General features: G+C 71.4%; 19 protein-coding genes. 8 read left to right on the top strand and 11 right to left on the bottom strand.

Annotated features, from left to right (window positions below):
- Positions 1 to 282 precede the first annotated feature (282 nt).
- Together ABEA43_RS61840 and ABEA43_RS61835 are read left to right on the top strand one after the other, a co-directional pair.
- On the top strand, positions 283 to 1,134 hold the full coding sequence (locus ABEA43_RS61840) for a helix-turn-helix domain-containing protein (protein ID WP_345578205.1): 852 nt from the start codon (positions 283 to 285) through the stop codon (positions 1,132 to 1,134).
- On the top strand, positions 1,131 to 1,529 hold the full coding sequence (locus ABEA43_RS61835) for a VOC family protein (RefSeq protein WP_345578202.1): 399 nt from the start codon (positions 1,131 to 1,133) through the stop codon (positions 1,527 to 1,529). The genes ABEA43_RS61840 and ABEA43_RS61835 overlap by 4 nt, the downstream gene beginning before the upstream one ends.
- A gap of 17 nt (positions 1,530 to 1,546) precedes the next feature.
- Here ABEA43_RS61835 and ABEA43_RS61830 read toward each other — a convergent pair whose 3' ends face one another.
- The gene (locus ABEA43_RS61830) at positions 1,547 to 4,690 is read right to left on the bottom strand and encodes an AfsR/SARP family transcriptional regulator (protein WP_345578199.1); all 3,144 of its coding nucleotides are present in this window, start codon (positions 4,688 to 4,690) and stop codon (positions 1,547 to 1,549) included.
- 48 nt (positions 4,691 to 4,738) lie between these two features.
- A complete protein-coding gene (locus ABEA43_RS61825; RefSeq protein ID WP_345578338.1) occupies positions 4,739 to 5,623 on the bottom strand; it encodes an RNA polymerase sigma-70 factor in 885 nt (294 codons plus the stop codon).
- Positions 5,624 to 5,839: 216 nt separating this feature from the next.
- Between ABEA43_RS61825 and ABEA43_RS61820 the strand changes: the two genes are divergently transcribed.
- Entirely contained in the window at positions 5,840 to 7,198 is a 1,359-nt protein-coding gene (locus tag ABEA43_RS61820) for an FAD-binding oxidoreductase (protein ID WP_345578196.1), read from the top strand.
- Positions 7,195 to 8,019, top strand: coding sequence for an SDR family NAD(P)-dependent oxidoreductase (locus ABEA43_RS61815; protein WP_345578193.1), 825 nt, complete (start codon positions 7,195 to 7,197; stop codon positions 8,017 to 8,019). The genes ABEA43_RS61820 and ABEA43_RS61815 overlap by 4 nt, the downstream gene beginning before the upstream one ends.
- A gap of 12 nt (positions 8,020 to 8,031) precedes the next feature.
- On the opposite strand, the gene ABEA43_RS61810 is transcribed toward ABEA43_RS61815, so the two are convergent.
- The 3 genes from ABEA43_RS61810 to ABEA43_RS61800 are packed head-to-tail and all read right to left on the bottom strand — an operon-like array spanning position 8,032 to position 10,539.
- Positions 8,032 to 8,688: a maleylpyruvate isomerase N-terminal domain-containing protein gene (locus ABEA43_RS61810; protein WP_345578190.1), complete on the bottom strand. Its 657-nt coding sequence runs from the start codon at positions 8,686 to 8,688 to the stop codon at positions 8,032 to 8,034.
- A gap of 49 nt (positions 8,689 to 8,737) precedes the next feature.
- The gene (locus ABEA43_RS61805) at positions 8,738 to 9,337 is read right to left on the bottom strand and encodes a histidine phosphatase family protein (RefSeq protein ID WP_345578187.1); all 600 of its coding nucleotides are present in this window, start codon (positions 9,335 to 9,337) and stop codon (positions 8,738 to 8,740) included.
- Complete coding sequence (locus ABEA43_RS61800) at positions 9,334 to 10,539, bottom strand: PEP/pyruvate-binding domain-containing protein (protein ID WP_345578184.1); 1,206 nt, start codon at positions 10,537 to 10,539, stop codon at positions 9,334 to 9,336. Before ABEA43_RS61800 ends, ABEA43_RS61805 begins: the two co-directional genes overlap by 4 nt.
- 60 nt (positions 10,540 to 10,599) lie before the next feature.
- Here ABEA43_RS61800 and ABEA43_RS61795 point away from each other — a divergent pair, with 60 nt between their 5' ends.
- Complete coding sequence (locus tag ABEA43_RS61795; RefSeq protein ID WP_345578181.1) at positions 10,600 to 10,995, top strand: DNA-binding protein; 396 nt, start codon at positions 10,600 to 10,602, stop codon at positions 10,993 to 10,995.
- Positions 10,992 to 11,627, top strand: a complete 636-nt coding sequence (locus tag ABEA43_RS61790) for a transcriptional regulator (protein WP_345578177.1) — start codon at positions 10,992 to 10,994, stop codon at positions 11,625 to 11,627. The genes ABEA43_RS61795 and ABEA43_RS61790 overlap by 4 nt, the downstream gene beginning before the upstream one ends.
- 45 nt (positions 11,628 to 11,672) lie before the next feature.
- Here ABEA43_RS61790 and ABEA43_RS61785 read toward each other — a convergent pair whose 3' ends face one another.
- The 4 genes from ABEA43_RS61785 to ABEA43_RS61770 all read right to left on the bottom strand — a co-directional run bounded on the left by ABEA43_RS61785 (position 11,673) and on the right by ABEA43_RS61770 (position 14,000).
- Positions 11,673 to 12,530 carry a TIGR03619 family F420-dependent LLM class oxidoreductase gene (locus ABEA43_RS61785; protein ID WP_345578175.1) on the bottom strand — a complete coding sequence of 286 codons (858 nt, stop codon included), beginning with the start codon at positions 12,528 to 12,530 and terminating at the stop codon, positions 11,673 to 11,675.
- 49 nt (positions 12,531 to 12,579) lie between these two features.
- Positions 12,580 to 12,885: a sensory rhodopsin transducer gene (locus tag ABEA43_RS61780; protein ID WP_345578335.1), complete on the bottom strand. Its 306-nt coding sequence runs from the start codon at positions 12,883 to 12,885 to the stop codon at positions 12,580 to 12,582.
- 102 nt (positions 12,886 to 12,987) lie between these two features.
- Positions 12,988 to 13,425, bottom strand: coding sequence for a VOC family protein (locus ABEA43_RS61775; protein ID WP_345578172.1), 438 nt, complete (start codon positions 13,423 to 13,425; stop codon positions 12,988 to 12,990).
- Complete coding sequence (locus ABEA43_RS61770) at positions 13,425 to 14,000, bottom strand: DinB family protein (RefSeq protein WP_345578169.1); 576 nt, start codon at positions 13,998 to 14,000, stop codon at positions 13,425 to 13,427. The genes ABEA43_RS61775 and ABEA43_RS61770 overlap by 1 nt, the downstream gene beginning before the upstream one ends.
- A gap of 61 nt (positions 14,001 to 14,061) precedes the next feature.
- On the opposite strand from ABEA43_RS61770, the gene ABEA43_RS61765 reads away from it, so the two are divergent.
- On the top strand, positions 14,062 to 15,012 hold the full coding sequence (locus ABEA43_RS61765) for a helix-turn-helix transcriptional regulator (protein WP_345578167.1): 951 nt from the start codon (positions 14,062 to 14,064) through the stop codon (positions 15,010 to 15,012).
- Between the two features lie 17 nt (positions 15,013 to 15,029).
- On the opposite strand, the gene ABEA43_RS61760 is transcribed toward ABEA43_RS61765, so the two are convergent.
- Positions 15,030 to 15,923 carry a class I SAM-dependent methyltransferase gene (locus tag ABEA43_RS61760; protein ID WP_345578165.1) on the bottom strand — a complete coding sequence of 298 codons (894 nt, stop codon included), beginning with the start codon at positions 15,921 to 15,923 and terminating at the stop codon, positions 15,030 to 15,032.
- Positions 15,924 to 16,042: 119 nt separating this feature from the next.
- Here ABEA43_RS61760 and ABEA43_RS61755 point away from each other — a divergent pair, with 119 nt between their 5' ends.
- On the top strand, positions 16,043 to 17,842 hold the full coding sequence (locus ABEA43_RS61755) for an alkyl/aryl-sulfatase (protein WP_345578162.1): 1,800 nt from the start codon (positions 16,043 to 16,045) through the stop codon (positions 17,840 to 17,842).
- A gap of 38 nt (positions 17,843 to 17,880) precedes the next feature.
- On the opposite strand, the gene ABEA43_RS61750 is transcribed toward ABEA43_RS61755, so the two are convergent.
- A complete protein-coding gene (locus tag ABEA43_RS61750; protein WP_345578158.1) occupies positions 17,881 to 18,657 on the bottom strand; it encodes a maleylpyruvate isomerase family mycothiol-dependent enzyme in 777 nt (258 codons plus the stop codon).
- Between the last annotated feature and the right edge of the window lie 416 nt (positions 18,658 to 19,073).

Raw genomic sequence — 19,073 nt, 5'->3', positions numbered from 1 at the left:
TGAAGGAGGCGGCCGATCGGCCGCCGCTGGCATATCTGCGTGGAAGTGCCGAGTCCCTTCAGCCATAACGCCAGCGCCAGCTTGGACGGGCCGGTCCGGCCGGTCAGCAGGTCCGGCTCCTTACCGATCAGCAGCCAGTGCTCGATCAGCTGCGGAGACGGCACTTTCCTTCTCCGAACTGGGTCCCAGTTGGCAAGTCGGCAGTTTGCTTCGGTGACGTGGGTGGGGTCACGCCCGAGGCGGGAACCGATCGCATCGCCGGGGCGGCCGTACAGTGAAGGGATGACCATCGCGCCTGCTCATCAGAGGTCTGCGGCTCTGGCACCGTTCGTGGCGACACTGAGCGCCTACGAGCTCGGCCCAGGCTTGGTCGGCGTTCATCGCGGGCTGCCCTCGTCCACGATATCGATCACGATCCCGGAGTCGGACTCGGTGGAGATCGCGTGGCCTGGGCGGCACGGCTCGCCGAAACGGTTCCGAGCCGTCGTCGCCGGGCTTCACTTGGACGCAGCCGAGCTGAGGCAGGAGGGCGGCACTCGCGGCGTGTGGTTGACACTCAGCCCGCTGGGTGCCGGTGCGCTGCTGGGAATCCCGGCGTCGGCGGTGGCCGGGCACGTCGCCGATCTCGCCGACGTGGCACCGGCGATGGCGCACCTGCCGGAGCAGCTGGCGGCCTGCCAGTCCTGGGCGCAACGCCGAGCCCTCGTCGAAGGAGCCCTGATCGCCGGACGGGTCCGGCATGAGGAAAGTTCGGGCGGTCAACTGCGCGCCACGCTGGCCGCACTGTCAGGGACCGCCCGGGTGCAGGAGGCGGCTCGGCTTCTCGGGTGCTCCCGGCGTCGCCTGAGCGGCCGGATCAGCGCCGAACTGGGGGTGACGCCGAAGGAGTACCAGCGCCTGCTTCGGTTCGAGGCCACGCGTGGCAGGCTCGTGGCCGGCGCTCGTGCCGGGACGGTCAGCCTGGCGGCAGTGGCCGCGGCGTCGGGATTCGCCGACCAAGCGCACCTCACCCGGGAATGGCGGGCTATGGCCGGGTGCACGCCGACCGAGTGGCTACGCGCCGAAGGCCTGGCATGGGGCGTTCCCAAATCTTCAAGACTCCTGCCTCCGTCAGGCCCGACGATCGGTGCATGACGCCAAATATTCATCTTTCTCCCCGTCTCATCGTGCCCGACCCGGACCGGGCGTCGGCGTTCTACCAGGTTGCCCTCGGCGCTGAGCAGGTGTTCAGCGCGCCAAGGAGTGACGACGATTGCCGGCCCAGCGTCATTGAACTCCGCGTCGGTGAGTCGTCCTTCCGAATCTCGCCGGCCGTCTCATCGTGGGGGTGGCTGTCACCCGATGATCTCGGCGGATCCGCGGTCCTACTCGAGGTCGAGGTCGACGATCCGGACGCGGTCGGCGAACGCATGATCGCCCACGGCGCCGCGGTGGTTGTCTCGATCGAGAACCGGCCCTACGGCAGGCGGTCGGGACGCATCCGTGACTCGTTCGGCCACCTGTGGATCATCACCGGCGAGCTACGCTGAGCCAGCCTCCCCGCCGTTCACCCCGAAGCGAGCGTGATGTCGGCCAGCTCGCGCCAATCCCGCTGCTGTCCCTCGCGCGTCGCCTCGGTGAACGTGGTTTCACCGAGGCGATCGCGCGTGTCCGCGGTGATCCGGGGAACGTCCGGCAGCGAACGATCCGTCGTGCCGCGCACGCCGTCGCTGGCCGCGAGCAAGCGCGCGGCCTGCTCGTACTGTCCCTGGCGCAGTGCGAGATCCGCGATCCCGATCAGCACCTCGGCGATCAGCGGCGGATACGTCGTCTCCACCGCCATCCGAAGCGCCTCGGCCCGATACTCGCGAGACTTCTCGAGATCCTCGGTGAGGTAGCCCTGCAGGTCCATGGTCCTGGCGCGGACCATGGAGCTCGGCTCCGCGTCGCCCAGCATCGCCTGCACCGTGGCCAGGTGCCGGTACGCCTCGTCCGGCTCGCCGCGCCAGCGCGCCAGCTGCGCCTTCGCATAGGCCAGCTCGGCGAGCACGTCCGGCCAGGTCATCCCGCCCGCGTACCGCTGCGCGTCCGCCATGGCGGCCGTGCTGGATCGCTCGTCCCCGAGCAGCCAGTAGAGCTGAGCCTGCCGCGTCCGCAGGCCGACCGCGTCCTCGGTCCCGCCCACCTCGGTCAACGCGGCGACCGCCTCCTCGTAGTGCTCGCACGCGCGGGCGAACTCGCCGCGCATGCTGAGCCGATCGGCCAGGAAGGTCAGCGCCAGCGAGATCCCCCACCGGTCACCCAGCGTGCGGAACTCGTTGAGGGCGATCCCGGTGTCGGTGTCCACGTCGGTCTCGTCGCGGCCGAGCGTGAGCCGCAGCCGGCCACGAGTGAGCCTGGCCTGCGCGCGCACCCATGGATCGTCGCCGGCGATGAGCGGCTCGAACGCGGGCAGGGACTCCGTCGGCTCCTCCAGCATCCGCTCCAGCGGCCCGACGAACCCGAGCACCGGGTGGCGGGACGTGGTGCGCTGGACGTACCGGTGCGCCTGGAGAATCCACTCCCGCGCCTCATACTGATCGCGGCCGGGCCAGGAGGTCACGAGCATGCTCACGATCGCGTACGCCATCGCCCGCACCTCGTCGGACGCTTCACCGGGCAGCGAGGCCGCCGCGATGCTCAGCTCGGTGCCCTCGGCCTTGTGCCCGCTGAGGAACCAGTACCAGCCCACGGCTCCGACCAGCCGCATCGCCTCCTGAGCCCATCCGTCGGCGATCGCCCCGCGCAGGGCCGTACTGATGTTGTCGTGCTCGATCTTGAGCGTGGCCAGCCATTCCAGCTGCTCGGCCCGGCGCAGATGCGGATCGGCCGTCTCGGCCAGCTCGGTGAAGTAGGCAAGGTGCGCCCGGCGTGCCTGCTCGGTCTCCCCGGCTTCGGCGAGCCGCTGGGCGGCGTATTCCCTGATGGTGTTGAGCATCCGGTAGCGCGGCGTGCCGTCGTCGTCGGCGAGCAGCAGTGACTTCTCGATCAACGCGGTCAGCACGTCGAACACGTGCTCCCCGGGGGACGCCTCGTCCCCGCACACCTGCTCGGCCGCTTCCAGGCTAGCCCCGCCGGAGAACACCGAAAGCCGCCGCAGCACCCCGCGTTCGGCCTCGGTCAGCAGGTCCCAGCTCCAGTCCACGACCGCGCGCAGCGTCTTGTGCCGGGGCAGCACCGTACGGCTGCCGCTGGTCAACAGGCGGAATCGGTCGTCGAGCCGATGCGCGAGCTGGTCGATGGACATGCTGCGCAGCCGCGCCGCGGCCAGCTCGATCGCCAGCGGCATCCCGTCGAGCGCCCGGCAGATCCGCGCCATGGCCGACAAGGTGTCCGCGTCGGAGCCGATGTCCTTGCGTACCAGATCCGCGCGGTCGCGCAGCAGCCGCACGGCGGGCGCGGACCTGATCTCGGCGGGCTCAGCGCCCTGCGCGGGCAGCGCCAGCGGCTCCATCTGCCACAGCACCTCCCCGGTGATGCCGAGCGGCTCTCGGCTCGTGGCCAGGATCCGCAGCCTGCGGCACTCTCCCAGGAGCCGGTCCGCGAGCGCCGCGGCCGGCTCGATCACGTGCTCGCAGTTGTCCAGGATCAGCAGGATCGTGCGCTCCCGGATCGCGGTGATGAGCCGATCCGCCGGATCGCCGTCCCGCGCGTTGCCGAGCAGCGCCTGGTCACGCAGGCCGATGGCGGTGAGTGCGGCCTGCGCCAGCTCGCCGCCCGGCGTCGAGGCCAGCTCGACCAGCCACGCCCCATCGGGCAGCTCGGCGAGCATCGTCCGCGCGGTCTCCGTGGCCAGCCGGGTCTTGCCGGAGCCACCCGGCCCCGTCAAGGTGACCAGCCGGTGCTTGATGGCCAGATCGGCGACCGCGGAGATGTCGTCGTCCTCGCCGACGAAACTCGTCAGCTCGGCGCGCAGGTTAGTCCTGCGGCTCTCCGCCCGTTCGCCCAGCTCGCCACGGAGCAGCGCGGTGTGCAGCGCGGACAGCTCCGCCGACGGATCGGCGCCCAGCTCCTCGGCGAGCCGCTCGCGCGTCCGCTGGTACAGGGTCAGCGCCTCGTTCCCACGTCCCGCCTCGGCGAGCGCCCGCATCAGGGCCGCCACGAACCCCTCACGCAGCGGGTACGTGGCGACCAGCTCGGTCAGCTCGGAGACCAGCTCCGAGCCCCGGCCGAGACGGATATCCGCATCCACCCGGTCACCGAGCGCGTTGACGTAGAGCTCGTCCAGGCGCGCGACCGCGGTGTCGAACGCATCGCTGTCCTGCTGCGCGATGCCCGCCATGGCCGAGCCGCGCCACAATGCCAAGGCCGAGCGCAGGAGGTCCGCGCGTTCCGCGGGCTCGGCGGCACGGGCCTGACCGACCAGGCGCTCGAACCGGTGCACGTCCACGGCATCGGGAGCCACGGCCAGCCGGTAGCCGCCGGACTCCGCCTCGATCACACCGTCCGGCAGCACCCTGCGCAGCCTGGACACCAGCGCCTGCAAGGCGTTCACTTCGTCCGCGGGCGGCCGTTGCCCCCAGATCCAGTCCACCAGCCTGGCCCGCGTGACGATCCGGCCAGGTTCGAGAGCGAGTGCGGCCAGCAGTGCGCGTAGCCGGACCCCCGGAACCTCCACCACGGTCTCGTCAGGGTTTCGGACTTCGAACGGTCCCAGCAATTCAACTCGCACAGCAGCAAGTATGGCCGAAACCGACCCATGTCATTACGTGCGCACGGCTCAGCGGCTCACCGTGGTCTCCCGCTCCATACGGGACAGCTTCTCGGGGTTGCGCACGGCGTAGAGCCCGGTGATGAGGCCGTCGGCCACGCGCACCGCCACGACGGTGTCGACCTCACCGTTGAGCTGGACGATCAGCGCCGGATGGCCGTTGACCTGCGCCGGCCGCAGCGTCGCCAGGTCGGCGATCCTGGCCAGCACCTCGGCCACGCGGCCGGCTCCCATGATGGGCGCCAGCGCGGCCTGCACGACTCCGCCGCCGTCGGTCAGGAGAACGACATCGGGCGCGAGGATGTCGAGCAGGCGTTGCAGATCGCCCGTTTCGACCGCCCGCTGGAACGCCTGGAGCGCGTCCCGGGTCGCGGCGGGGGAGACGACCCCGCGCGGGCGGCGGGCGGCGACGTGGACCCGTGCCCGGTGGGCGATCTGGCGGACCGCGGCCGGGCTCTTGTCGACGGCCTCCGCGAGCTCGTCGTAGGCCAGGTCGAAGACCTCGCGCAGGACGAACACGGCCCGCTCGATCGGGGCGAGCGTCTCCAGCACCAGCAGCATCGCCATCGAGACGCTCTCGGCCAGCTCGACGTCCTCGGCCACATCCGGCGCGGTCAGCAGCGGCTCGGGCAGCCAGGGGCCGACATAGGACTCCTTGCGCCGGCCGAGCGTCCGCAGCCGGCCCAGCGCCTGCCTTGTGGCGATCTGCACCAGGTACGCACGCTGATCCCGTACCTCATCGAGGTCGACGCCGGCCCAGCGCAGCCAGGTCTCCTGCAGGACGTCCTCGGCGTCGGCGGCCGAGCCGAGCATCTCGTAGGCGACGGTGAACAGCAGGTTGCGGTGGGTGAGGAACGCCGCGGTGGCGGGGTCGGTGCGGTCGTCCTGGCCCATGTCGTCGCCGCGATCTTCGGGCGCGGTCTGCGGCGTGCCGGGCAAGAGGAGGCTCCTGTTCGTTCTCGACTGTGTCACATCCCATCAGACGCCTGGTCTCGCCGTTTTGTGACACCGCGCCTGTGTGGCGCAGGTCACGTATACGCGGCTGTCACAAGGATCGGGTGGTCGGCATCTTGTGTTCGTTCAGCACGACGATACGAGGAAAGAAACATCATGAGCTCAGCACTTGACACCCTTCGCCGAGACTTCGGCGGTGACATCGTCGAACCGGGCGGAGCCGACTACGCATCGGCCAGCCGCTCGATATTGGCTTCGGGCAGCCCGTCCTGCGTCCTGCGGCCCAAGAGCGTTGAGGACGTGCAAGCAGGCGTCAGATTCGCGGCCGGAGCAGCGCTTTCGCTGTCCGTGCGCGGCGGCGGTCACAGCTTCGCGGGCTTCGGCACCGACGACGACGGCGTCGTGATCGACCTCGCCGCCCTCGCGAACGTGGAGCTCATCGACGAGCAGCGTCACCTCGTACGGATCGGCGGCGGCGCCACCTGGGGACAAGTCGCGGCCGTCCTGGCCCCGCACGGCCTGGCAATCTCCTCGGGCGACACCAAGGGCGTCGGCGTCGGCGGGCTGACGTTGACCGGTGGCATCGGCTGGAAGGTCAGGAAGTACGGCCTGGCCCTGGACAATCTGGTCGGCGCGGAGGTGGTCACGGCCGGGGGAGAGGTCGTGCACGCGAGCGCGGTGGAGAACCCGGAGCTGTTCTGGGCGATCCGCGGCGGCGGCGGCAATTTCGGCATCGTGACCGCCTTCGACTTCCTGGCGCACCCGACGACGGACGTCTTCTACGGCAAGATCGTCTTCCCGGCGTCGGAGGCGGCAGGCGTGCTCCAGGGCTGGGCGGACCACCTCCGCACCGCCCCGGAAGAGCTCACCTCCATCGCGACCTTCGCCAATCCCTTCGCCGGCGGGCCGGAAGCGCCGGTCGAGATCCAGGTCGTCTTCGACGGCGACGATCCGGAGCGCGCGGCCCAGGCCCTCGACCCGATCCGCCGGCTCGGCACGGTGATCGCCGACGACGTCGCTCTGCGGCCCTACGCGGACACGCTCGTCGACGGTCTGGCCCCGCCGCCCGGCATCCGGCTCGTGCCCCGGAGCGCCTTCGTCGACAAGGAGTCGGTGCCCGCGGTCCTTCGGATCCTCACCGAGGCCGGGGCGTCGGAGGGCGCGCCGCTCATCGCCGTCCGCAGCGTCGGCGGTGCGGTGTCCCGGGTCCCCGCCGACGCCACCGCCTACGCGCATCGCCAGGCGGAGCTGATGTTCGTGACCACCGTCCTGGGCCCGCAGCCGGTCATCGAGGCCGCTCTTCCCACCCTGGACGCGCTCTGGCGGACACTCGCGCCCCACGTCAACGGCGCCTACGCGAACTTCCTCGCCTCCGCCACCGAGGAGGACGTCGCCGCGATCTATCCGCCGCGGACCTATGAGCGGCTCGCGGCGGTCAAGCGTCAGTACGACCCCGGAAATCTGTTCGCCCGCAACCACAATGTCCAGCCTGACAAGATCGGAATGACTTCATGAGCAAGGTCTTGTTCGTCACCGGTTCGTCCCGCGGCCTGGGCCGCAACTTCGTCGAGGCCGCCCTGTCCCGCGGCGACCGGGTGGCCGCGACCGCCCGGACCGCCGCAAGCCTGGACGACCTGGTCGCCGCTTACGGCGCGGCGGTGCTTGCGCTGGAGCTGGACGTGACCGACAGGGCCGCGGTCTTCGAGAGCGTACGGCGGGCCAAGGAGCACTTCGGCCGGCTCGACGTCATCGTGAACAACGCCGGCTACGGCCTGCTCGGCGCGGTCGAGGAGCTGACCGAGCAGCAACTGCGCGACCAGCTGGACACCAACCTGTTCGGCGCGGTGTGGGTCGTCCAGGCCGCGGTGCCCGTGCTGCGCGAGCAGGGCGGAGGCCACATCATCCAGATCTCCTCCGTCGGCGGCGTCACCGCGATGCCGCTCGGCGGCGGATACATCGCCTCCAAGTGGGCCCTCGAAGGCCTGAGCGAAACCCTCGCCCAGGAGGTCGCCGCCTTCGGCATCAAGGTGACCCTGGTCGAGCCCGGCTCCTACGCCACCGAAGGGGCCGCCGGCGGTGTCCACGCCGAGGCCGATCCGCGCTACAGCGACCTCCGCGCGGGCTTCGCCGAGCTCTCGAAGACGCTCGACGCCGGCGACCCGGCCGCCGCGGGCCGGGCGCTCCTCAAGGTCGCCGACGCCGACGATCCGCCGCTGCGGGTGTTCTTCGGCATCCACGGCAACCAGATGCTCCCGCAGGTCTACGCCGACCGGCTCAAGACCTGGGCCGACTGGGGGGACCTCTCGGTGGAGGCACATGGGCACACCACCGCCTGAGCGGCCAGGCGATCAGCCGAGGACGAACGGGAGTTTCGCGGCCAGCCCGCCCAGCGCGGCGCGCTCCGCGCCGGTCGGGGCCCGCCGTCCGGTGCCGACCAGCAGCGCGTCCTCGTCGGAGAACGACACGGGGAACGCGGCCCCGGCGATCTTCTCCAGCAGCTCGCGGGCCCCGGCGAGCCCCTCCGCGGGCGGACCCGCCGCATCCGGCAGGTGCGCGACCAGGTCAAGGTGGTGCAGCGTCCACTCCATGACGTACGCGGACAGGTAGTCGCCCGCGGTGAGGACCTCGTCGCGGGTGCCGACCCGGAGGGCCGGATCGGCGAGCCCGGCGGCCCGGCCGGCCGCGGAGCCGACGTCGTCGAGGTGGAACTTGAGCAGCCGGGGCTCCTGGTACGCGGCGGCCAGCCGGACGGTCAGCGCGTCGAGCGGGTCGTCGCCCGTCGGCGGCGTCCTGGCGACCTCCCAGTAGGTCACCGCGTCGCGGGTCGGCTCCGTCTGCGCGGGCGTGACGAGGGTGATCAGGACGTCCTGAGCGTCGATGATCAAATGGCACACCAGGTCCTGGACGAGCCAGTCGGCACAACCGGACGGCTGGGCGAACGCCTCGTCCGGGAGCTCGGCGACCGCCGTGCGCAACGCTGTCCAGGAGCGTGAGAAGAGATCCACATCGGCACGGTAGTGCGGCGCCGCACGGGCGGACAAGCCGCTCGTCCGCTCACGGCCGCCTGCCGCCGGGGAACCCCGTCCAGCGCAGGTCGGCCGGGAGGTGGCTCATGTCGTTGAACATCACGATCGTGGGCGGCAGCGCGTCGCGGTACTCGATGACGGTCAGTGCGGTGTTGGCGCTGTTCAGCCCGAGCCAGCGGGACGGCGGCGCGTCCAGTGCGTGCCGTACCAGCCACGCGATCGGATAGGCGTGCGTCACCACGACTTCGTGCGTGTCGGCCGGTGCGCCGTCGCTCTTCGCGAACCTGGTGACCAGGGCGTCGGCGAGTCTCTGCCCCGAGGCCGCCTCGGCGTCGTCGTAGCCGTCGAAGAAGCCGGCCCACGACGGGGGCGTTTCGGCCGCGCTGGGGACGTAGGGGACATGGTCGATGAGCTCGGCGGCCTCGGCCACGGGCACGTCCGGCAGATGACGGGCGAGCTCGTGCGCGCTGGCCACGGCGCGGGGCAGCGGAGAGTGCCACACGGCGTCCACCGGCACCCCGGCGAGCCGTTCGCCCAGCAGGCCCGCCTGCCGGTGCCCGACGCCGGTGAGCTCCCCGAACGCGTCGGCCGCGCCGTGGCGGGCCACATAGAGGTGTCGTGTCGTCATGCGTGGTCAGGGCTCCTTGCTGTGATGGTGCCGGTGGAGCCGTCGATGGTGATGGTGGTGCCGTCGTGGAGCCTGCTCGTCGCGTCCGGGATGCCGAGGACGGCCGGGATGGCGTGCTCGCGGGCGACGATCGCGGCGTGGGAGAGCACGCCGCCGGTCTCGGTGACCACGCCGGCGGCGATGCGCAGCAACGGCGTCCACGCGGGGTCGGTGAAGGGGCAGACGAGGATGTCGCCGGGCCGCACGCGCGCGAAGTCGCCGGGCCCGCGGACGATCCGCGCGGTGCCGGTCGCGGTCCCGCGGCTGCCCGGCGTTCCGGTGAGGGTGGCGGCAGAAGTGTCGCCGACGCCGGCGGGCGGCGGGGGCGCGGCGGTGACCGGCCGTGCTTGCAGCACCCACGTACGGCCCCCGGCGATCGCCCACTCGATGTCCTGCGGTCCACCGAGCACGGCGGCGATCTCCGCGCCCAGCCCGGCGAGCCGCACGGCGGTCGCGTCGTCGATCGCCGGCCGGTCCCGGGCAGGGGCGGGCACGTCGCGAACGACGAGCTGCGTGCCGCTCCGGTCAAGGCGGGTCCGCTTGTCGGCGATGGTGCGGGTGACCGACCCGTCCCCGGCGACGCGGTAGGCGTCGGGGGTGACCGTGCCTCCGACGACGCTGGGACCGAGGCCCCAGGACGCCTCGATCTGGGTCACGTCGCCGGGGTCCGCGGGTGTGAACATGACTCCCGACACCTCGGGATCCAGCTGGCGTTGCACGATGACGGCCATCACCGGATCGCCGGCGCCCCGGTAGTCGGTGGCGCGTGCGGAGAACAGCGAGGCCCAGCAGGCGCGTACGGCGTCGGCGACCTGGCCGGCACCCTGTACGGCGAGAAAGCTGTCGTGCTGACCGGCCGCCGAGGTCTCGCCGGTGTCCTCGTTCGCGGCCGATGACCGTACCGCCACGGGCGGATCGCCGAGCTCGCCGAGCGCGCGTCCCAGCGCGTCGATCACGGTGGCGTGGACCGGGCGGGCCTCGATCACCCGCCGCGCCTCGCCGGCGAAGCGCCCGAGGTCCAGGTCGCGGACGGCGGCGAGGTAGGCGGCGAACGGGACGACGAAGCCGTCAGGCACCGGCAGACCCGCTCGGAGCAGCGTGCCGAGCGCGCCGGCCTTGCCCCCGCAGGTGTCGGCGGCCGCCTTGTCGAGGGGTACGAGCATCCACCCGGCCTTTCAACGAAATATTGACGATGCCGGGGTTGATTGTGAATCATGAGCTGCATGCCCCGCAAGCAGGACATCGCGCACACCATGCACGCTGATCATCTCCAGGCCCAGCGCGAACAGGACGCGCGTGAGCGTCTCCTGAGCCTGGGCGCTGACGCGATCGACGCTCGTCCGTGGCGGCCCCCGCCCGTCCCGCTGTCGGCGGTCGACCTCACGCAGTTCGCCGCCTGGCGCAACACCGACCTGGGCCAGGAAGACCTTCTGAGCGCGCTCGCCCTCCTGCCCGCCGCCCGCGCCGAGGTCGAGGGAGTCGAGGCCGCCCTGCTGTTCACGGCCCGGAGCGCCGGGCTGACCTGGGCGCAGATGGCGGACGCGATGGGGTTCAACTCCCCGCAGGCGTGCCAGCAGCACTACACCCGCCTGACGGCACGACAGGACGCAGGCTCGTGACGCGCGACTCTTCCCCCGACCTCCTGGCCCTGCACGCCGTGCGCATCACGGGGTACGCGGACACCCCGGTGATCGCTCATCGCTACGGGACCGGCGTGGCCGAGACGAACGAGCTGCTGCTCGACGCCGAGGCACGTGGGTGGGTCGAGCACTCCGCCTTCGCCGGCGTCGGAGGCTGGTCGCTGACCGCGTCGGGCCGGGCCGAGAACGAGCGCCTGCTCGCGGCCGAGCTCGCCGGCACCGGCGGTGACGAGGAGGTCCGTGACGTCTACCGCGCGTTCCTCCCGCTGAACGCCCTCCTGCTACGAGCCTGCACCGACTGGCAGCTCCGGCCGACCGCCGGCGATCGGCTCGCCGTCAACGATCACTCCGATCCCGCCTGGGACGCCAGGGTCCTGCACGATCTCGCCGGCATCGACCGCGCGCTCACCCCGCTCGCGGACCGGCTCGGGAGCGTCCTCGCCCGGTTCCGCGGATACGACACCCGATTCTCCGCAGCCCTGGCGCGCGTCCATGCCGGGGAGGACGCCTGGGTCGATCGCACCGACGTCGACTCCTGCCATCGTGTCTGGTTCGAGCTGCACGAAGACCTCATGGCCACGCTCGGCCTCGACCGGCACGCGCACCCCTGACCTCATCGCCACGCTCGGCCTCGACCGGCACGCGCACCCCTGACCTCAGCCGCTGAGGGCGAACCGCTGGGCGAACGCGGACATCTCCTCCCGCTGCCGCTCCGGTTCCGGCGCGGTGGGGCTGACCAGGACGCGGGTCACGCCTTCCGCGGCGAGGGCCTCGACCTGTTCGGCGGACATGTCGATCGCGCCCCATCGCGTGTACTCCAGCGCGCCGGGGTCGCGGCCGGCCTCGACGGCGGCGGCGCGCGCCAGCTCCCACTGGATCGCGCGTTCCTCGGCGGTGAGCGCGCCGCCCGGGAAGTAGCCGTCGCCGCGCCGCCCGGCGCGGCGTGCGGCCGCCCGGCTCGACCCGCCGACGTGAATCGGCAGGCTCCCACCCCCATGCGGCTTCGGGAAGCTGGTCGCGTCGTCGAAGCCGAAGAACTCGCCGTCGAAGCTGGCCCCCTTCTCGTCGCCTTCCCAGAGCAGCCGCAGCACGTCGATGGCCTCGTCGGTACGGCGGCCGCGCGTGCTGAAGTCGACCCCCATCGCCCGGGCCTCGCCGGGCAGAGTGCCCAGCCCCACGGTCAGCAGCCGCATCCGCCCCTTGGACAGCACGTCGATGGTCGCCAGCCGCTTGGCCAGGACCACCGGGTGATGGTACGGCAGGAGCAGCACGGCGGTTCCGAGCAGGATGCGCTGGGTGGCAGCCGCGGCGAAGGCCAGGCAGTCGAGCGGATCGGGAAAGGGAAGGGCGGGCGGGAAGTCGAAGGTGCCGTACTTGGCGCCGGGATAGAGGACGATGTGCTCGGGCATGTACAGCCCTTCGAAGCCGCAGTCCTCGGCATGCCGGGCATAAGTCACGAGCCGGTCAGGGTCGAGGCCGCTGACCGCGGAGTAATTGATCGCGAATTTCATCATCTTCCTCTGGGATCAAGTTCGCGATCACGCTAGAACCTTGTCACTAGCGTCAAGGCAAATGCCGAGCCGCCGGCGCGTCGGCCGGGCGGGGCTGCACGAGCACCGGCGTGTCCGACACCACCACCACGGAGTACGTCAGGCTCGGTGACGGCGTGCCGGATTCGACCAGGTCGTCCAGAGCGGGAGACTGCGACCGCTGCGCGGGAATGACCAGGCGGAACGGCCCCAGCGGCTGCCCGCCCTCCGCGCAGAACGTCAGCTCGACGTGGGCGCTGCCGGAGCCGACGTTGAACAGGCCGAGCTGGTCACCGGGCAGGCACCCGTCGGCGATCGCCATCTTCCAATGTCCCACCATGGTGCTCACAAGCGACTCCCGTCTGCTGCTGCGGCAGACGTCCTGCTACCCCGACAAGACAGGAAATATCCCCCAAAAGCCTCCCTGCCCGCCCGAGGCTGATCAGTCGAGGCAGAACTCGTTGCCCTCGGGATCCGCCATCACGATGTGACCGGCGCCGAGCGGGGGAGCGGGCTCCTGGCGCCCGAGCCGGGCGGCGCCGCGGGACACGAGCCGCTCGGCCTCCGCCTCCAAGGCCGCCATCCGCGCGTCGCCCTCCAGCCCGGGGGCGGCTCGTACGTCGAGGTGCACCCGGTTCTTGGCCTGCTTGCCCTCCGGCACCCGCTGGAAGAACAGCCGCGGCCCCAAGCCGTCGGGGTCGATCACCGCCGAGGCGTCGTTGCGCCGCTCGGGCGGCACGCCCATGGCCTCCAGAGCCTGCTCCCACGACTCGAAGCCCTTGGGCGGCTCCTGCAGCTGGTAGCCGAGGGTCTCGGCCCAGAACGCCGACAGCCCGGCCGGGTCTGCGCAGTCGAAGGTGATCTGTACGTCGCGGGCCATCAGAGGCTCGCCTCCCGTCGGGTGTGCAGGTAAAGGTCGCGGAGCAGGCAGACCTCGGCCAGATGGTGGATCAGCTCACGGTGGATGTGCAGCACCAGCGCCGCCATGGGGTGCTCGGCGTACGGTCCCTCCGCCTCCCCGCACGGGCGGGCGAGGCCGGTTTCGCCGAGTGACTCGACCCCGGCCAGCCACGTGGCGTACTCCGCGTCGAGCTGGTCCAGCGCCGCGGACGCGGTGGTGGCGTACTCGAAGGACTGGTAGTCGGTGGGCGCGCGGCCGAAGTGCGAGGCGTTGCGCATCGCGAGCACGCCGACGATCACGTGCCCGAGCCGCCAGGCGATCGTCGTGAACGGTGCCGGCTCGGGCACCGGCACCGCGAAGTCGATGGTCATCGCGCCGGCCCCGACCTGCATCGGTGCGGCGCCGGTGCCGCGCGGGCGCACGTTCCAGCAGCCGGGCGCCGGCTCCCAGAAGTACTCCTCGTCGGTGAGTCCTTTGAGGCGGGCGCGCAGTTGTTCGGTCCAGTGCCAGGTGAGCTGATCTCGGAGCAGGGGGTTCCAGGTCTGGTCGGTCATGGTGTCAGCCTGCCGCATAATGCGGACAGGGTCGTTCCTAGATTCGTGGAACGATGAGCGCATGACCGTTGAGGCGACGACCGAGCGGGTGCTGCGGCTGCTGGCGCTGCTGCAGCGCCGGCCCTCCTGGACCGCCGCCGACCTCGCCGCCGAGCTGGGCGTCACCGACCGCTCGGTGCGCCGCGATGTGGAGCGGCTGCGCGCGGTCGGCTACCCGGTGCACGCGGCGCCGGGCGTCGGCGGCGGTTACCAGCTCGGCGCGGGCACCCGGCTGCCGCCGCTGCTCCTCGACGACGAGGAGGCGATCGCGACGGCGGTCTCCCTGCTGATGGCGGCGGGCGGCACGGTCGCCGGAGCGGGCGAGGCGGCGCTGCGCGCGCTGGCCAAGCTCGACCAGGTGATGCCGCCCCGGCTGCGGGCCGAGGTGCGGGCGGTGCACGGCGCCACCGACACCCTGGTCGGCCCGGGGGTCGAGATCGACCCGGAGCTGCTGGTGACGCTCGCGCGGGCCTGCCGCGACGCCGTGCGGGTGCGGTTCCGGTACGCCGGCCGCGGCGGCGAGGAGCGCGAGCGCACGACCGAGCCGGTACGGATGGTCGCGACCGGCCGCCGCTGGTACCTGATGGCCTGGGACGTCGATCGCGACGACTGGCGTACCTTCCGGCTGGACCGGATGCGCGAGGTAACGGCGACGACCTGGCGCTTCCGGGCGAGGGAGCATCCGGACCCGGTCACCTACGTCCAGCGGTCCGTGACCGAGGCGCCGTACCGGTATCTCGCCCGGGTGCGGCTGCGTGCCCGGCCCGATCAGGTGCGCGAGCTGGTGCCACCCCAGGTGGGGCGGGTCGAGGACGATCGCGACGGGTGGTGCGTGCTCGTCGCCGGCGGCGTGGACCTGGACTGGCTCGCCGTGCACGTCGTCCGGCTGGGCTTCGAGGCCGAGGTGCTGGAGCCTCCAGAGCTGCGCGAGGCCGCCGCCCTGCTCGCCCGCCGGCTCGCCGCACTGCACTGACCGGCTGCCCAGTGCGTTCAGGACAGCTGGAAGTGCCAGACGACGGCGACCGGCGTGTTCTCCATGGCCGCGTTCGCGGCCTCCGGGCACCAGTACATGATGTCCCAGGCGCCGTGCGGCGGCAGCGACTCCGGCGGGCGGGTGCCCGCGACCAGCGGCAGGGCCGGGCGGCGGGGCTCCGCGCAGCGGCGAACCTGGAATCCCAGGGGGAGCGCCGCCGCGAGGTAGTCGCTCAGCGGGCGGTGGTGGTCGGCCACGAGCGCGGGGCGGCCGTCCGCGCTGGTGCGCTCCTTCCGCGGCGCCAGATAGGCCGACAGCAGGTGCGGATCGGAGATGACCAGGTGGCCGCCGGGCCGCAGCACGCGCGCGAACTCCGCCAGCGCCCGCGCCAGATCGGGTACGTGCACCAGGGCCAGTGCGCACACGACGGTGTCCACCGCGTCGTCGGGCAGCGGCAGCCGGTGCAGGTCGGCTTCGAGGAGGCTCGCGCCGGGCAGGCGTGCGCGGGCGTGGGCCAGCATGTCGGGTGATCTGTCGATGCCGATGACCTGGTGGCCGAGCTCCGCCAGGTACGCCGTGTGCCGGCCGGTGCCGCAGGCCGCGTCCAGGGCGACGCCGACGGGGAGGCCGTCGAGGATGCTTCGGACGACCGGCTGCTCGGAGTCGATCATCTGGTTGCCGCCGGCGTCGTAGTGCGGCGCCCATGCCGCGTACACCTCTGCCATGGAAACCGCGCCGGGCTCCGCCGTCACACCACCGGCCTCCGCGAGCGCGGGTGTGTCGAGCAGCCTCCGGATCTCGGCGATCCGGGCCTCGACGAACGCGCGGTCCGAGCCGTCCTCCCTGAAGGCCCGCAGGAGTGCGACGCCTTCGAGGCCCAGCAGATATCCCAGACGGTCCAAATAGATCATCAAGCGACGGTACGGCAGGCGGCCCGGCGACTCCACCCGGAGGGCTCCGCCGGCCTGGAGCGCGTGACTTGGCGCTTCTGTGGCGTTGGCCTGAATCGGGAGGGGGAACGTCTGGCTGCATGGCAGATCTTCCCTTTCACGATCGTTCCGACTTCGACAACGCCGAGCGCGGGTTCGTCGCCAAGCTGAGCCCGGCGGTGGTGCGGGCGGCGGACGGCCAGGTGGTGTGGGACGGCGACTCGTTCGGCTTCCTCGAAGGCGAGTGCCCGGACAGCGCTCATCCGAGCCTGTGGCGGCAGGGGCAACTGTGCGCCAAGCAGGGGCTGTACGAGGTGACGGACGGCATCTACCAGGTGCGTGGCCTGGATCTGTCGAACATGACGCTGGTGGAGGGGGAGACGGGTGTCATCGTCATCGATCCGCTGATCTCCACCGAGTGCGCGGCGGCGGCGCTGCGGCTGTATCGCGACCACCGGGGCGAGCGCCCGGTCACCGGGGTGATCTACACGCACTGCCACGGTGACCACTTCGGCGGGGTGCGCGGCGTCACCGACGGCAGCGTGCCGATCCTGGCCCCGGCCGGGTTCATGGAGCACACGGTGTCGGAGAACGTCTACGCGGGCACCGCGATGACCCGCCGCTCGGTCTACATGTACGGCCCGGCGCTGCCGCGGGCGGCGCACGGCCAGATCGGCGCAGGTCTGGGCCTTACGACGTCCACCGGGACGATGTCGCTGCTGCCGCCGAGCAAGGACATCACCCGTACCGGGCAGGAGGAGACGATCGACGGGGTACGGATGGTCTTCCAGCTCACCCCGGACACCGAGGCGCCGGCGGAGATGAACTTCCTGCTCCCCGACCGGCGTGCGTTGTGCATGGCGGAGAACGCCACCCACAACCAGCACAACGTCCTCACACTGCGGGGCGCACCGGTCCGCGACACCCGCATCTGGGCCCGCTACCTGACCGAGGCGATCACGCTGTTCGCCGACCAGGCGGACGTGGCCTTCGCCTCCCATCACTGGCCCGCCTGGGGCCGGGAGAACATCGTCACGTTCCTGTCCGAGCAGCGCGACATGTACGCCTACCTGCACGACCAGACGCTGCGCATGATGAACCGCGGCCTGACCGCCAGCGAGATCGCCGAGCAGATGCGGATGCCGCCCGCGCTGGAGCAGGTCTGGCACACCCACGGCTACTACGGCTCGGTCAGCCACAACGTCAAAGCGATCTACCAGCGCTACCTGGGCTGGTTCGACGGCAACCCGGCCCACCTGTGGGAGCATCCGCCGGTCGAGCAGGCCAGGCGCTACGTCGAGTGCATGGGCGGCAGCCAGGGCGCGATCGCCTTCGCCCGCCGCTACCTGCGCGACGGCGACCTGCGCTTCGCGGCGACGATCCTCAACCACGTCGTCTTCGCCGACGAGCATGACGCCGAGGCCCGCGGTCTGCTGGCCGAGGTCTACACCCGGCTCGGCCACGGCGCGGAGAACGGCACCTGGCGCAACTTCTACCTGATGGCCGCCCTTGAGCTGACCGGCGACATCGTGCCCGCCGACCTCGACACCACCTCCGCCGACATGATCGACGCCCTGACGGCAGAGCAGATCTTCGACTCGCTCGCCATCCGTCTCAACGGGCCCGAGGCGTGGAACGACCGCTTCGCGATCGACTGGCAGCTGACCGATCTCGGCGAGCGGCACCGCACCACGCTGTCCAACGGCGCGCTCATCCAGCAGGCGGACCCGCCCGGGCAACCGGCGAACCTGACGCTCCGGCTCACCAAGGCCCAGCTTTTGAGCCTGCTGGCCGGCCACGACGGGGGCGGCATCGAGCACGAGGGTGACATGGGCGTGCTGCGCAGGCTGTCCGACCTGCTCGACAGCCCCACACCCGACTTCGCCATCGTCACCCCGTAGCGGCGTCACCGGAGCGCGGGGTCGCAGCCGATCGTGGGTCAGCCGGCGATCCAGTCCATGTGTCCGATCCAGTGGTCGAGCAGCGCCCGATCCCCCTGCACTTCCAGCGTGGAAGCCGCATCCAGGGGGCGACGCCTGCTGATCACGAGCAGGAGCTCGGCGGCTGGGCCGCTTACCACGACGTCCGCCTTGGTGTGCGTGCGCTCCAGCACGACCATGTCCGGTTCGCGGCGTGCCACCCACTCGCCGGGCGCGTCGGTTGCGTGGAAATGCAGCGTCTGACCGTCCCCGCGCATCGCGTCGGCGAAGCCCTCCCTGTTCTCCCAATAGCCGCGGGAAGTCATCGTGTCGAGCCAGTCCTCGATGGCCGCGACGGCGAGCTCCGGCGCCAGCTCGTACTGCATGCCGAGCGCCACAGCCGCGTCCGCGCGATGCACGCAAACCTCGCCCAGCAGCCGGCGTGACCAGAACGGCACGCCTGCGGCGGCACCCGACGGATCCCACACCGGCGTGTCATCGGCGACCGTAGTGAACGCCTGTCGCGCCTCGGCCGCGCAATCGCTCAGCCAGGCGCGCCACTGGCCCGAATCGGTCGGACCCGGGACGTAACCGGCGAACGCCTTGCTCGGCTCGGTCATCTGCTCGCCCACGAGCATGGTCACCATACGCTGTACCGCTCCGACATGGTCGACGAGATCGGCCAGCGTCCACTCCGGACATGTCGGCACCGGGGCCGCGGCATCCCTGCCGTGCACCCAATCGGCAAGCGTGCTCGTCTGCTCGGCAACGGCCGTCAAATACGCGGATGTGTCCATCGCTGCACCTCCATGTGCTTTGTGATCTCTGCGATCGAGCGTGCGCCGAGGTCGGGGCTGATCATGCGGGACACTCCGTAACTTATCGGCTCTGCACGTGCGGAGCCGGTGCCCGGAGCGTTTGCCGGAGCACTGGCGGGATCAGCGCCGGCAGCCTTCTCAGATACCTCATCGTGCCCTTCCCGCCGGACCGGCCCCGCGGCGCCGCGGGGTCAAGTATGGAATGCGGCTGAAGGCCGGTCGAGGGCTGGAGCCGGACATTCACGGGGTGCCGGTAAGAAACGTGTCAGTGCGCCATGGAAAGCGCTGTTTGTCCGAACGGAGGTGAAAGACCACCGTCGCTCTGCCGTCGTAGCGGTGGGGTGAAGCTGGAGGCAGCCTGATCCGGGGATCACCGGGGAGGGTGGGAGCAGCCT

It is taken from the genome of Nonomuraea rosea (assembly GCF_039539705.1).
Lineage (GTDB): Bacteria > Actinomycetota > Actinomycetes > Streptosporangiales > Streptosporangiaceae > Nonomuraea > Nonomuraea rosea.
This window is presented reverse-complemented; position numbering and strand designations above follow the sequence as displayed.

What these genes read in the sequence shown, in the direction of transcription:
- ABEA43_RS61840 (WP_345578205.1), top strand. Translation starts at nt 283, where the DNA reads ATGACCATCGCGCCTGCTCATCAGAGGTCTGCGGCTCTGGCACCGTTC.
- ABEA43_RS61835 (WP_345578202.1), top strand. Translation starts at nt 1,131, where the DNA reads ATGACGCCAAATATTCATCTTTCTCCCCGTCTCATCGTGCCCGACCCG.
- ABEA43_RS61825 (WP_345578338.1), bottom strand. Translation starts at nt 5,623, where the DNA reads ATGGGCCAGGACGACCGCACCGACCCCGCCACCGCGGCGTTCCTCACC.
- ABEA43_RS61820 (WP_345578196.1), top strand. Translation starts at nt 5,840, where the DNA reads ATGAGCTCAGCACTTGACACCCTTCGCCGAGACTTCGGCGGTGACATC.
- ABEA43_RS61815 (WP_345578193.1), top strand. Translation starts at nt 7,195, where the DNA reads ATGAGCAAGGTCTTGTTCGTCACCGGTTCGTCCCGCGGCCTGGGCCGC.
- ABEA43_RS61805 (WP_345578187.1), bottom strand. Translation starts at nt 9,337, where the DNA reads ATGACGACACGACACCTCTATGTGGCCCGCCACGGCGCGGCCGACGCG.
- ABEA43_RS61800 (WP_345578184.1), bottom strand. Translation starts at nt 10,539, where the DNA reads ATGCTCGTACCCCTCGACAAGGCGGCCGCCGACACCTGCGGGGGCAAG.
- ABEA43_RS61795 (WP_345578181.1), top strand. Translation starts at nt 10,600, where the DNA reads ATGCCCCGCAAGCAGGACATCGCGCACACCATGCACGCTGATCATCTC.
- ABEA43_RS61785 (WP_345578175.1), bottom strand. Translation starts at nt 12,530, where the DNA reads ATGATGAAATTCGCGATCAATTACTCCGCGGTCAGCGGCCTCGACCCT.
- ABEA43_RS61780 (WP_345578335.1), bottom strand. Translation starts at nt 12,885, where the DNA reads ATGGTGGGACATTGGAAGATGGCGATCGCCGACGGGTGCCTGCCCGGT.
- ABEA43_RS61775 (WP_345578172.1), bottom strand. Translation starts at nt 13,425, where the DNA reads ATGGCCCGCGACGTACAGATCACCTTCGACTGCGCAGACCCGGCCGGG.
- ABEA43_RS61770 (WP_345578169.1), bottom strand. Translation starts at nt 14,000, where the DNA reads ATGACCGACCAGACCTGGAACCCCCTGCTCCGAGATCAGCTCACCTGG.
- ABEA43_RS61765 (WP_345578167.1), top strand. Translation starts at nt 14,062, where the DNA reads ATGACCGTTGAGGCGACGACCGAGCGGGTGCTGCGGCTGCTGGCGCTG.
- ABEA43_RS61760 (WP_345578165.1), bottom strand. Translation starts at nt 15,923, where the DNA reads ATGATCTATTTGGACCGTCTGGGATATCTGCTGGGCCTCGAAGGCGTC.
- ABEA43_RS61755 (WP_345578162.1), top strand. Translation starts at nt 16,043, where the DNA reads ATGGCAGATCTTCCCTTTCACGATCGTTCCGACTTCGACAACGCCGAG.
- ABEA43_RS61750 (WP_345578158.1), bottom strand. Translation starts at nt 18,657, where the DNA reads ATGGACACATCCGCGTATTTGACGGCCGTTGCCGAGCAGACGAGCACG.